The sequence below is a fragment of the Actimicrobium sp. CCC2.4 genome (assembly GCF_034347385.1).
GTDB lineage: Bacteria > Pseudomonadota > Gammaproteobacteria > Burkholderiales > Burkholderiaceae_D > Actimicrobium.
Window position 1 is genome coordinate 2,772,074 of sequence record NZ_CP133777.1, and the last position, 13,816, is coordinate 2,785,889.

Here is a 13,816-nt window from a genome sequence, read left to right on the forward strand (position 1 = left end):
CATGGCCATCCTCAGCCCCGCCCTTTTCGACAGCGCCTACGCCGGCATGATCGCCGGCGCGATCCCGCTGCACAGCGGCGACATCGACAAGAGCGTCTTTATGGTGGCGCAAGACGTACTGGGTACAGCACGCATGCACTTGCTGGTGGCGGTTGACCGCGACAACGCTACGGTGTTTTACTTTGCCGCGCCATCGAGCGCCTTCACCTCGATTCCCGCCTTCAGCACGCCGCTGGCAGCGGCACTGCCTGGCCATCCGCAACATCGCGGCGACGGCATCTATTTTTTACCCGATGTCAGCCTCTCAGTGGCGGTCGAAAAAACCCGCGATCATATCCGCCTGATCGCCAATACCCCTGAAGTCATGGCCGACTGGCTGGCCGGACAAACCGAGTCCGCCGTGTATCCGGTCGAGGACGACGAAGCCTGGACGATGGAATCGATCCCTGCAGCCTATCGCCGCATCGCCGACGGCATTTCGCTGAGCGCCAGCCGGTATTGCGTGGTGGTCGCCGCCATTGCGCTACTGGTGTATGTCGGCGCAGCCATCGGCATCTCGGTGCTCAATGCCTCGGCCGACAAGTCCAGCCAGGCCCACATGAAAGCCATCAATAATGCGGTCACCCGGATTGACTTCGTGTCGCCACTCTCCCAGCAACTCGCACGGATGCAAAAAGTCTCGGCGCTAGTGGTACGCGCAGGCGGGTGGATCGATGAGTACAGAGTCAAGGATGGCAATGAAAAATTCATTCTGATGATGCCGGCCTGGATCACCCGGGACTATGTCGATGCGCTCGGACCGAGCGTCGTTGCCGACCAGACCAGCGACGACAACCTGATCCGCATCGCACAAGGGGCGCCGCTCTCCGGAACGACTGCCACACCGCGTGGACTGACAAACAAACCGGTCGTCGTACCGCGCTAAATGATGAAAAATCCTTTTTCCTCCAAGCCCGCGAACCCGGACGCCCCGCCGGAAAATCGCCACCTGCCGCGTGCGCATGCGTTCGGCAAGCCGACCAGCCATGTGGGCCCTTTCCTGAGCGCGGCGTTGCAGAATTTTTCGCTGATCGCGCCATTGGTGTTTGTGGCCGCGGTTGTACTTTGCGTGATGGCTGCGAACCAGACTGCGCTCTTCATTACCGCCGTCACCCGTGACATCAAGAGCACCGAAGCCAACAAGATTGCGCCACTGCTCGACAAGAAGCCGCTCACGGCAGCCGACTACAAAAGCGCGGCCAACATCATGGCCAAAAACAATTCAGCGGTCGTGATCGCGGTCAACGCCAACAGCAGCACCTTGCTGGTCAGCATCAAGGATCCCGCACTGCTGCCTGAGTTCATGTACGCATTGGCGACGCTGCAGTCGTTTCGCCAGGGCGTGGCGTGGGACGGGCGCGAACTCTGCATGGCCAAGTGCGAGGGCGGCATGGCGGCAACAGCCGAAATTAGTGGTTATACCCAGGGCATTTCCTTTGATGGTCTTGCCGCCAAATGACGATCTCTTCATTCACTTACAACAAGGAGCCATCATGATCCCCACTACCGGCAGTCGCAAGACACTCCTCGCCAGCATTGTTGTCGCGACCATGGTGTTGGGTGGCGCTGCCTATTTTGGTCTCGACATCCTGCGCTCGGCCGCGGCAAACGAGTCACGCTCCGACATCGGCAATGTCAAGCAGAGCGCGAACCGCATCGTTGCCGTCGTCGATGGTGCCGAAATCGCCGAGGCCGAACTGCTGCCGTTTCTGAATGCCGGACTCGACAAAGCCGTTGCCGTCGACCGCGCGATCAACAAGGTGGTCGCCGCCAACAGCGCCGACAAGCTGTACCGGCAAGTCGCAAAAACGGCCCTGCAGAGTGCCCGCAACGAAGTTCTCGCCAGTGTCTTCATCAACCAGCGCTCGCAAGAAGTACGCAACAGCGTGACTGAGAAGGACATCAAGACCTTCTACGAAAACCGCGTCAAGGCCGATGACTTCACCACCTTCAAGCTGAAATTCTTTGTCTCGGTCGATGGCAAGGAAGCGCAGGACGTGTTCGATGGCGTCGGACGCGGCGAAAAAGAAGCCATGGCAAAGCTGACCTGGGTCCGCAAGGATGGCGAGCATTACCTGACTGCAGCCGAAGTGCCCTACGGACTCGGTGTCGCGGTCAAGAAACTGAAAGCCGGACAGCGTCTGCAACCGGTCACCGTGCGCGAAGGCACGCTGGTGCTGTACGTCGACGATATCAAAAGCAACCCGAAACCCGAACTGGCTAAGGTCGAAGGTGAAATCAAGGATTTACTGGTAGCAGAACGTTTCAATGAAGACATGAAAGCCCGCAGGGCAGCAGCAAAAATCGAATTGCGCAGTTAATCCCGGCACCCCGTTTTTAAACTGACATTGCACTCATAACCGGAGCACGTTCATGATCACCTCATTTCGTCGGCAACACCTTTCCAGACAGCGCGGCATGGGCGCGACCATCATTTTGTTTACCATCGCGCTGATCGTCCTGGTCGGGGCTGCGCTGGCCTACGGCAGCCGGGGCAATTCGCGGGCCTTTTCGGCAGAGAGCTCCAAAGTATTCAGCTCGGTCTTGCTCAAGCAAAGTGCCGAATATCGCGATGCATATAACCGCTACATCTTCGATGGTGGCATCGCCTCCAGCATGACATTCGACACCACCTCCGGAACCGGATTATTCAATAGCACCAAACAATACGGCATCGAGCAAGACCCGCCAGTCAAGGCTTTCGTGACGCCCTCGCTCTGGCTCTACAACAAGAATGCGGTGGTCACCGGAATCGGCACGACCACAGCCGATAGCATCGTGTACGTAACCGGTCTCGCTAAGGAAGTATGCGAGCAGGTCAATACGCAGATGTATGGCGTCACCACTGTACCGATCGAAACCGTCCTTGCCAACGCGGCAGCACTAGCCGGCGCCAGCCCGGCGATTCTGTCACCAACATTTACTGGCAGAGCTACGGGCTGCATACAACTAGTTGATGCGACTTATGCTTTTTATAGCACTCTGGCCGAAAACTAACCCGCCATGACCTGCTCCCTCACGTCCCTCTGGAGCCCCGACCTCGCTGTCGGCAGCGTCGCCCTCGACCGCCGCAACCGCGACGTCTTCGAGCAGCTCGCCGCCGCCGGCAGCCAGATCGAGCGTCTCGACGCCGCCAACCTGACGCGCTGGCTGCGCGCGACTTACACGCAGTTCGAGACCCTGCTGCTGGAAGAAGAAGCCGAGCTGGCCGAAATCGCCTATCCGGAACTGGACTTCCACCGGAAATTGCATGAACAGGCGCGCGCCATCATCCGTACTGCCCGCCTGCAACTGGCCCGTCCGGACAGCGCAGAACTGGTCGCAGTGCTGGCGCGCGACAGCTGTGCTGCGCTGTCGTTCTGGCTGATGCGCCATGTAATCGACGTCGATAAATTGTTTTTTCCGTATATCGATGCCCGTTACCGGGTGGCCTGAAAAGTACTCCCATGCGCCGCCTCCCGCCCCCACCCGCACACGGTTTTGCCGCTGCCACGGCATTGTTTGCGATCGCGCTGTTCGTGCTGCTCGGCTTCGTCGCATCAAGTACCGCGCGCGACGGCGCACGGGCGGAATTTTTTCACAGCACCAAGGACCAGATGGTGGCGCAGCGCGATCTGATCGCCAACATGCTGGTGCTATGCCGGGCCGTCTATCCGGATGGCGACAACGGCACGCCCTTCCGAATTTCGTATCCGGCAACACCAGCCGATGGCTTCGTCACCTCGCTGTTGTGTCCCAAACCTGCCTTGTCGATCTGGTCCGGTGATGCCAGCGCGATGAAGCCACGCCCGATGGCCGGATTTACGCCGTGGAGCTACATCAACGACGCCGTCAGTATTCGCATTTTTATCGACGCCAACGAAACCGGTTCGCTGTTTTACCGCAACCTGCTGGACGCCGTGATCGCCAAGGTCGGCAGTACGCAAGCCGTGCGCAGTGGCGACAGGCTGACCATTACGCTGGTAAGCCCATGACCCCGCTACCGACATGCCCGACGCCTTCGAGGAATCCGCCATGAAACCGCCCCGCCTGCTCGTCATCACCACGCTGCTGCTGGCACTGCCTGCCGAGGCGGTGCGCACCAATGAACTGGTCGGCTCGTTCAAGGTCGCCGCCGACCTGGCGCGTCGCGCGTCGCAGGAGATGGCCGTCAGGCAGGCTGCGAACATCATCACCACCGTGATCGCCTCGACACCCGACCCGGATGGAGACGCTTTCCCGGAACCGCCGGCCTTCCTGACCGGTGCCGGGCCGGCCGGTGGCGGCCTGGTGCCCACGGGACTGGGGGCACCGATCAGCGATGGCTACGGCGGCAAGCTGGGGTACTGCGCGTGGGATAACGGCAGCATCACGGGTAGCGCCAACCGTCTCAATGGCAGCGCCAGCGATACCGGCGCGGTCACCTTCGCCGTCGTATCCGCAGGACTCGACGGCGTGTTCAACCGCAGCTGTGCGCAAATTGCCAGTGGCGCAGTCACCACCGATGACGACTTTGTCGTCAGCTACAACACCGCGCAAATCCGCCAGGGCGTCGGCGGCACCGTCTATTTTGGCGATCCGGTGGCCGACATGACGGCGCTGGGCTTGCTGACGTCAGGCATCAAAGATGGCGAACTGCGCCTGGTGAAATCGGATAACACCTTGTGGCGCTGGAATACGGCAGGCAGTAACTGGACCAGCGCCAGCAACACCTACACCGCCAGCAATGTCCTCATCACCGGCGGCACCATCAATGGCACGGCGATCGGCAATGTGACTCCCTCCTCGGGGTCCTTCACTACCCTCGCTGCCAGCGGCGGCATTACCGGCAACCTGACCGGCAATGTCACCGGCAACCTGACCGGAAACGTCACCGGTAGCGTCACCGGCAATGCCGGTACGGCGACCCGCCTGGCCGTCGCCCGCACCATCGAAATGACCGGAGACGGCAACTGGTCAGTCTTGTTCGATGGTTCCGGCACCGCCACGGGCGCACTGGTACTGGCCAGTACGGGCGTGGGCGCCGGCAGCTACGGATCAAACGTGTCCGTACCCACTTTCACGGTCGACGCAAAGGGTCGCCTGACCGCCGCCGCCAACGTCGTTATCACACCGTCGCTGTCGTCACTGACGGGAGCGGCAGCGGCCAACACGATCGGCAATGGCGCGTATGCGCAAAGCTGGAACTGGCAACTGGCGGGGAACACGAGTGCGTTCTCAATCGGGGAAACAGCGGCATCGAGCGGTGGCAGCGGCGCGCAAACACTACTGAACATTGGCACGCTGGCCGGGTCGACGGCGGTGCCATTGCGGGTACTCAGTCGGGGTGTCGAAGCATTCCGGGTCGACAGCATTAACCCGCAAATTGTGGCGAACAACGGCTCGGCCGCCGCGCCCAGCTACACCTTTACGGGAGATCAATCGACCGGTCTTTATTTACTTGCCGCCGGGCAGCTTGCTGCCAGCGTGGCGGGCACGCGGGGCCTGTGGATCAGCGCAGGCAATACCGCCATCGGCAGTCGGGCGCTAGGCAACAATACCGTCGGCATCGATAACGCCGCGCTCGGCAATGGTGCCCTGTTCAGCAACACGACCGGCTCGTACAACACCGCGAGCGGTGCGAGCGCCTTGCAGTACAACACCACAGGAGGTGGAAATTCTGCCTTTGGTACGAATGCGCTAAATGGTAATTCCACCGGGTATAACAACGTCGCTATCGGCATAAATTCGCTGCTGAGTAACACCACTGGCATAAATAACGTCGCTACTGGTGCCGTAGCTTTACGAAACAACGCGACCGGAAGTTATAACTCCGCTCTTGGCGCGAATGCGCTTGAAGGCAATACCACCGGCTCGTCTAACACCGCGAGCGGCGCGAGCGCCTTGCAGTACAACACCACAGGATCTCAAAATTCTGCCTTTGGCGTTAATGCGCTGAACAGCAATACCACCGGCTTGTACAACACCGCAAGCGGTACGAGCGCCTTACAGTACAACTCCACAGGAAATGGAAATTCTGCCTTTGGTGGGAATGCGCTAATTAGTAATTCCAGCGGGTATGACAATGTCGCTATCGGCGCCAATACTCTTTACTCCAACACAATAGGACGTTACAACGTCGCTGTTGGCAGAGATGCCCTGATCACGAACACAACCGGTGTTTGGAACGTCGCCAACGGTGCCTTTGCGCTCTATAGCAACAACGGGACAGGCAACACCGCGACAGGGAATGCCACACTCGGGAAGAGTGTGTCGGGTAACTACAATACGGCAACGGGGTTTGGCGCAGGAGATACGGCGTTCTCTTACCTCAGCGGCAGCAATTCCACATTCATCGGCGCCGGTGCCACCATCGCCGATAACGCGCAAATGGCCTCGGCATCGAATATCACGTTACTGGGTGCGAATACGCTGGCGTCGGGGCTCGGCGCGCTGAACCTGGATGCTTACATGACGGCCATCGGTGCAGGCGCATCGGTTGCGAGCGTCAATACGGTGGTGCTTGGGCGCACCAACGACCGCACCGTCATCGGTGCGACGGGAGATGACTTATCCGGTAACAAATTGCAGGTCACCGGCGGTATCCAGTCCAAAATCAACAGCAGCGGCACCGGTCTTAATCTCGTCAACACGCTGGGTGGTGCCGGTTCCTTTATCGACATCGGCGCGGCAAATTATGGGTATGCAAGCAACGGCTATCCGGCCACCATTCGTTTCGTTGATAGCGGTTATTCAAGTCACATTACCTTCCGGACAAAAAACTCCGGGGCGTCGACCAACATTGATGCAGAGCGCATGCGCCTCACCACCGACGGCAAGCTACTGATCGGGTCGAGTACCGATAACGGCAGTGGCGATTTGCTACAGGTCGCCGGCGGCATGACGGTCTCGGGCGGTGCCAAAATATCAGTCCAGAATAATCAAGACGGTGGCAACACACGCGGCATCTTCTTGTGGGATGTGGCTGATTCAGCCTGGGGGATGTACATGGGAACCTCCGGTGCAGGCAAGTCGCTGTCTGGCGGGATCGCACCCGCCTCTCTGGATGGCCGCATCGGGTATGCCGTGCGCATGCGTGCATACGCCAGTCCCAACAACAGCTTCCTCTGGGAAAACACCAGCGAACTAGCCTTGATGAGCCTGAGTACCGATACCGGCGATCTGTATACCAGGGGGAATATATCGCTCGCAGCGTTGAAGGTGGCAGGTCTCTCGCCTATCAACACGCAAGGCGCTCACCTGCAATGGAACAAAAATTGTTGCGAAGGCAAAACCTATCTGATCAACCAACGCGGTTTCGGATTTGGTGGTATTTCCTTTGGCGAATCAACCCTGACCGATGTCTACACCGAGAACATGGCGCTCAGTGCCAGCGGCGCATTGACCGTGGTCGGCAGCGTGACAGCACCGTCGTTCATTGGCAGCGGCGCGGGATTGACCGGCCTGAGTGCCACTAGCATCACCACCGGCACGCTGGCCGTGGCAAACGGCGGCACCGGACTAAGCACCACGCCAGCCAATGGCCAGCTACTGATCGGCAATGGCAGCGGCTACACACTGGCCGGGCTGACCGGCACGCCCAGCCAGATCACTGTCACGCCCGGCAGCGGCAGCATCACGCTCTCGCTACCGCAAGACATTGCCACCGCCAGCAGCCCGACTTTTGCCGGCCTGACATTGACGGGTGCATTGGGTGGCACCACGGCCACATTCACCAATGTAAAAACCGGCGATGGCACGGTTGGTGCACCGGCCTTCGCGTTCACGGCGGAGCCCAATACCGGCCTGTATCGTCCTGCGGCCAGCCAGCTTGCTGCCAGCGTGGCGGGAACGCGCAGCCTGTGGATTTCTACCGGCAGCGTTGCAGTAGGTCGGAATGCGCTAATCGCCAATACTGGAGGTTCTTACAACATTGCCTTTGGTTACGAAACGCTCCTCAAAAATACCGACGGAGTTGACAACAGCGCCAGCGGTGCATTCGCATTGCGCAAAAACACGGTTGGAAACTTTAACACCGGCACCGGCAAGTCTGCGTTATACGAAAACACCATTGGCAGCTATAACACCAGCACCGGCGCCTATGCGTTATTCCAAAACACCAGCGGCAGCTATAACGCTGCCAACGGCTCGAATGCCCTGTACTCAAATACCACGGGAGCAAACAACACGGCGATGGGCTATGCCGCAGGAACTCCGGCAACCCTGTCCACCACCGGCAGTTATTCGACGTTTGTTGGTGCCAATGCCACCGTCGCCGATACGGCGCAGATGGCATCGGCCAGTTACATCACCCTTCTTGGCGCTGGTGCGACCGCCTCGGGAATCACGGGTGCGAGCAATCAGAGCGTCTATATGACCGCGATCGGTGCAGGGGCATCGGTGACGACGGCGAATACCGTCGTGCTGGGCCGGACGACATCCGATGTGACCGTCATCGGTGCCACTGGCGACGACGGAACAGGAGCAACGAACAGGCTGCAAGTCACCGGCGGCATCAAATCCACCGGCACCGTGACGGCGGCGACATTTTCCGGTAGCGGCAGCGGATTGACCGCGCTACCGGCGGGTGTGCTTAGCGGTACGATTCCATCGGCGGTGCTGGGTGCGTCGACCGTGTACATCGGCACCACGGCCGTCGCGTTGAACCGGGCTTCGGGCGCGCTGGCGCTGACCGGCACCAGCATCGACGGGAATGCCGGCACCGTAACCACGACGCTGGATGCGGCCACCAACGCAACCCGGTACGTCGCGTTTGCCAATGCCTCTACCGGACCTCAGAGCCTGAGCCTCAATACCGCACTGACGTACAACCCGAGTACCGATACCCTGTCGGCAGGTAACCTGAAAACCGGCGATGGCACGGTTACCGCACCGGCCTTCGCGTTCACGACGGAGACCAATACCGGCCTGTATCGTCCTGCGGCCAGCCAGCTTGCTGCCAGCGTGGCGGGCGCACGCGGTCTATGGATTACTACCGGCAGCCTTGGCCTCGGAAGCGGTGCCCTCGCCTCGAACACGTCGGTCATCAATAACAATGTTGCGGTGGGTCAGAATGCACTGACCGCCAATGCGAACGGTTATGAAAACACTGCCTCCGGTTCCAACACGCTCGTCACTAATACCGATGGATATCGAAACAGTGCCAGCGGTGCCTATGCATTGAACAAGAACACGATCGGCAATTCAAACTCCGGTACCGGCGCCTATGCGTTATTCCAAAACACCACCGGCAGCTATAACGCTGCCAACGGTGGCTATGCCCTGCGGCGGAATAACACGGGAGCTAGCAATACAGCGATGGGCTATGCCGCAGGAAATACGACAACCCAGTTCATCACCGGCAATTATTCGACGTTTGTTGGTGCCAATGCCACCGTCGCCGATACGGCGCAGATGGCATCGGCCAGTTACATCACCCTTCTTGGCGCTGGTGCGACCGCCTCGGGAATCACGGGTGCGAACGATCAGCTTGTCTATATGACCGCGATCGGTGCAGGAGCATCGGTGACGACGGCGAATACCGTCGTGCTGGGCCGCGTGGGCGATAGCGTGGCCATTGGCCAGACGAATTCCGATGGGAGCTACAAATTTTTTGTAGCGGGTACGGCCGGTGGCACCTCGGGCTTTGTCAATACCTCAGACGCGCGCTACAAAATGAATGTGACACCCGTCATCAATGCCATCTCAACCATCAAGAATCTGAACGGCGTGCACTACGAATTCAATCGTGCGGCCTTCCCGGAAAAGAATTTCGAGAACGGTCGTCAGCTCGGCTTCATTGCCCAGCAAATCGAACCGTTCGTACCCGAGGTCGTGCGGACCGATCGCGATGGATACAAAGGTGTCCAGTACTCGCAACTGGTACCGCTGCTGGTCGAAGGCATCAAGGAACAGCAGCAGATCCTGCAGCACCTGATCAAGAAAGATCCCGCCACGCTGCTGGTCGATATCAAGACTTTCCAGGGCAACGACGCGGTGTTCGAAAACATCAAGTCGACCAACATCAAGACCGCCAATTTCGAAGCCGAAACCGCCCGCATCAAGAAGCTGGAAGCCGATCGCATCGATACCAAATACCTGCGCTCGGACGTGATGAAGACCGGCGAGACCGAGGTGTTTGTCAGCCTTGGCGCGTTCCAGCCGATCTTCGCGCCGCTGGCCGATGCGCAGTACATCGTCAATGCCACGGCCGAGGATGGCAGCAGTGCGTTTGCGTCGGTGGCCTTCATGGCGGGCAGGATCACGGTGACGCCGATCAGCGGCAAGGGCGTGGATGTGACGACGATGGGCTCGCAGGTCGGGCTGGTGGCGGCCAGCAAAAAGGTCAAGGCGACCTGGATACGGATGAGTTGACGGCAGCGGAAATCGGTTGAAGCAGCGCGGTCGCGTTGGTTTATGTGCAGGTTGGCAAGCAGGTTCGCTACAGGAAAAATCATGAAAGTTCCATCACGTCGTTCCGTATTTCATTCCCCTGTTCATTCGGCACCGCGTCCGGCTGCGCTGGCAATGGCTCTGCTGCTGGCCTTGAATGGCTGCGCCAGTTTTCCAAGACCGCTGGCGAAACCGCAAGAAGCCATGATCAAGGCAGCAGACAGTCGCACCATCGACGATGACGGCACCGATGCCAGCCTCGATATCGATGCCGGTTTCGGCAGTGACGAAGTGTTCATGCTGAAACCCATCGTCGAGAGTTCCCGCCTCCCGAACATCGCGTTGCGCGGTCTGAGTGTGACCGAATCGGGGGTCTACGATGCGCTGCGTCTGGTGCTGAAAGACACCGGCATTGCGCTCAATATCGAAGGCGGCAGCAAGGGCAGCGAACGCTTCGGGCCGATCTCGGCCTTCGATGTCAAGGGCAGCCTGGCCGAGGTGCTGGACAACCTGTCGGAATCGATCGGCTTTTTTTACCAGTACCGCAAGAACACGCTGTTCATCCAGCCCGAGCAGCAATTCGTCGTCGAGTTGCCGCCGGCGCTGTCCGAGGACAATGCGGCCGGCCTGACCAACACGCTGCAATTTCTGGGTGCGAAAGATCCGTACATCGATCGCTTGAATCGCTCGCTGGTGTTCCGCACCAACCGGCCTTCGCTGGCCAAGATCGAAAGCTATCTGCAAAAGATCCGCGAGACGCGCTCGCTGATTATCTACGACGTCAATATTTTCCAGGTCGACCTGAAGGACAACTCGGATACCGGCATCCAGTGGAACAAGCTGGCCTGGGCCGGTACGCCGGGACTGGCAGCCAATCCGGTGAGCACGGCGACGACGGCGGTCACGCCAGCGGTAGCCGGTGCCACTGCCGCGACCACCGCAAGCAAGAATATCGGCAACGCGATCAGCGGCGGGATAGCCGGACTCGGGCTGGGACTGGTGCTGTCGTCGTCGCGTTTTTCGGTCGACATGCTGATTAATTTTTTGCAGACGCAGGGCAACGTCAAGGCGATTTCGCGACCACGGCTGGCGGTGATTTCCGGCACCAAAGGCAGCTTGCGGGTCGGGCAATCGACGACGTATGTATCGAAGGTGGGCACTAATTTTTCGACCTCGGTGAACCAGGTCACGACCGAAACCAGCGACCTCAAGACCGGCCTTGACCTCGCGTTATTTGGCGACTTCAGCGACAACACGGTCTACACCCGCATCGGCCTGTCGATCTCGGAAATCGTCAGCCTCAACAAGTTCACCGCACTCGGCACCGACCTGACTTTGCCGACCACGGCTGACCGCGAAATCAATACCGTGATCCGGGCGCGTCCCGGCGACATGATTCTGTTGGGCGGCATCACGATCAACCGCGATGCCAGCGATGTCCGGCGCGGGGTCACGCAGAACGGCAGCAGCGACACGGTGACCCGCTCCGAGCTGGTGCTGGCACTGAAATCGAAGGTGGTGTACTTCCGCAGCAAGGGCTATCAGCAGGCGATGCCGAAGGTGCCGGCAGTGCTGCCTGTATTGCCTGGCAGCGGTGCCGTTGATCCGGTGGGCCCGACCGAGACGGCGGCGCAGTCGGCGTTATCCGGATTGCGATTGACTTATGCGCTACCGGTCGACTGGAATACGCCGGCGCTGGCCAAAAAATAGCGGCTGATGGGGTGAGCGGTGCAATGCCCTGCGGTTATTGCACCCTACCTGGTGGGTAATGGGGCTGGCTTATTGGCAGGCAAACTTGCCCGTCGCCTCCTCATGAAAGCCGCGACGGCCTTTCGCGTAGGGTGCAATAACCGAAGGGCATTGCACCGAATGTCCTGTCAGCGCCAGTCAACACTACCGAAGCCATCCTTGGCCAGCAGCGTGTAATACAGGCCAACCGTGGCGCGGCTCTGGGTCTGGTTGCTCAATCCCGGATAAGACGCATCGCGGTGCGACCACAAATACTTGAGCGCGAGCGCATGCTGCCGGTGGACACGCCAGGTCACCGACGCATCCGCACGGATGATGTTTTCATGACCGCCACGACTGGCGGCGGCGACATTGCTGACGAAGTATTCCCGGGCGGTGAACGATACCGCCGCCGCATCCGCCAGGATCATGCGCAGCGACACCAGCGCTTGCGGCGCCACGCCGTAGTTGTAGTCGCGCTCGCCGGCCGTGCGCACACTGCCGGCAGCGGCATAGCCGATACCGGCGGTGGCGGTACCCTGCATCGAAATGGCATTGGAGAGCCACCATTGCGCGGTCGAACCGAGCGATAACGCCGTGCTCGATACCCGGAACAGTTGCGGCGCGATGTAATCGTAGCTGCCATACAGGCCCCAGATACCGCGGTAATCGTTGCCGAATTCGACCTTCCGGCCGATCAGCAGGCCGCGGTTATGGATGCTTTCGACCCCGCTGCCGCTTGAGCCGGTGACCTCGAGATTGAAGTAATCAAATGGCCGGTCGTAGCGATAGCCGCTCTTGCCCGGCAAGCCATAATCGATGGCGAAATTGGCAACGACTTCAGTGCGCTTGTCCTGAGCAGAAGGACCGAGCACGACCTGGGTGGCGTTGCTGACCCCAAGCTGCAAGCGGCCGTAGTACGCCGGATTGTTACTGGCAAAAATCTTGTCGAAGCGATTGCCGAAGGCCAGCCGGTTGAACCCGGTCGGTGGCGAAATGGCCGCTGCCGCCACTTCGCGCAAGTTTGATGGCAGTCCGCTGCCGTTCTCCAGTACCAGGCTCGATAAGCGGAACAGCGACTCGCCGAGGAAGCTGCCGGCGATCCCGCTGGCAATCTGGTCGTTGCGCGAAGGTCGGGTCGCTTCGCCGAAGACTTCCCAGAAAGCGCTGCCGGCAAAGGTGTAGCCCAGCGATTCCCAGTAATTCATGCCGGTCGAACGGGCAAAGCCGTGATACATCGCGCCCTGGTACGGATGCCAAATCTGGTTGGTGTTGTAGGGGTCGTTGTCGACTACCCAGCTGCTGCTGATGTTGCGCTTGATGGTCGGGACGGTGACGTTGTAGTCGGTGGTGGTCTTGTCGAAGCGATGGTTCAGGCGATTCAGGATGACATCGAAACCGATGATTTCAAGGGCCGGCAAGACGTAGTCTTTGGACTGTGCAGCGCTGGCGTCGGACTTCACTGTACTGCCCAGGTCGGGCAAGTCGGACCGCATCATCCCGCCCTGCCCGCTCGTGCGATCAATCATTTGCGCGGAAGCGCCGGACGCGCCGGCCAGTGTCAGGGTTAGTACGGCACTGCCACGGCGGAGCAATCGGCCTGCAGGAAAAAACGGGGATGTCGTCATGAGCGCTTATCGGAGAGGATGCCGGCGCACAAAGGACGCCAAGTCTGCACGACATGATCTCCCGCGCGCAC

Annotated in this window: 9 protein-coding genes; 8 read left to right on the forward strand and 1 reads right to left on the reverse strand. The window is 59.8% G+C overall.

Features of this window, described 5'->3' with window-relative positions; all coding sequences use genetic code 11:
• The first annotated feature begins 1 nt into the window (after position 1).
• The 8 genes from RHM62_RS12675 to RHM62_RS12710 all read left to right on the forward strand — a co-directional run bounded on the left by RHM62_RS12675 (position 2) and on the right by RHM62_RS12710 (position 12,099).
• The gene (locus RHM62_RS12675; RefSeq protein WP_322122453.1) at positions 2-925 is read left to right on the forward strand and encodes a hypothetical protein; all 924 of its coding nucleotides are present in this window, start codon (positions 2-4) and stop codon (positions 923-925) included.
• Positions 926-1,498 carry a hypothetical protein gene (locus RHM62_RS12680; protein ID WP_322122454.1) on the forward strand — a complete coding sequence of 191 codons (573 nt, stop codon included), beginning with the start codon at positions 926-928 and terminating at the stop codon, positions 1,496-1,498.
• 34 nt (positions 1,499-1,532) lie between these two features.
• Positions 1,533-2,360 carry a peptidylprolyl isomerase gene (locus RHM62_RS12685; protein ID WP_322122455.1) on the forward strand — a complete coding sequence of 276 codons (828 nt, stop codon included), beginning with the start codon at positions 1,533-1,535 and terminating at the stop codon, positions 2,358-2,360.
• A 52-nt stretch (positions 2,361-2,412) separates the two neighbouring features.
• Complete coding sequence (locus RHM62_RS12690; RefSeq protein ID WP_322122456.1) at positions 2,413-3,036, forward strand: hypothetical protein; 624 nt, start codon at positions 2,413-2,415, stop codon at positions 3,034-3,036.
• Between the two features lie 6 nt (positions 3,037-3,042).
• Positions 3,043-3,474 carry a hemerythrin domain-containing protein gene (locus RHM62_RS12695; RefSeq protein ID WP_322122457.1) on the forward strand — a complete coding sequence of 144 codons (432 nt, stop codon included), beginning with the start codon at positions 3,043-3,045 and terminating at the stop codon, positions 3,472-3,474.
• 11 nt (positions 3,475-3,485) lie between these two features.
• On the forward strand, positions 3,486-4,013 hold the full coding sequence (locus RHM62_RS12700; RefSeq protein WP_322122458.1) for a hypothetical protein: 528 nt from the start codon (positions 3,486-3,488) through the stop codon (positions 4,011-4,013).
• A gap of 40 nt (positions 4,014-4,053) precedes the next feature.
• Positions 4,054-10,371: a tail fiber domain-containing protein gene (locus RHM62_RS12705; protein ID WP_322122459.1), complete on the forward strand. Its 6,318-nt coding sequence runs from the start codon at positions 4,054-4,056 to the stop codon at positions 10,369-10,371.
• A gap of 81 nt (positions 10,372-10,452) precedes the next feature.
• Positions 10,453-12,099, forward strand: coding sequence for a hypothetical protein (locus tag RHM62_RS12710; protein WP_322122460.1), 1,647 nt, complete (start codon positions 10,453-10,455; stop codon positions 12,097-12,099).
• A gap of 167 nt (positions 12,100-12,266) precedes the next feature.
• Here the strand turns inward: RHM62_RS12710 and RHM62_RS12715 are convergent, their stop codons facing one another.
• A complete protein-coding gene (locus tag RHM62_RS12715; RefSeq protein ID WP_322122461.1) occupies positions 12,267-13,745 on the reverse strand; it encodes a DUF3943 domain-containing protein in 1,479 nt (492 codons plus the stop codon).
• Positions 13,746-13,816: the final 71 nt, after the last annotated feature.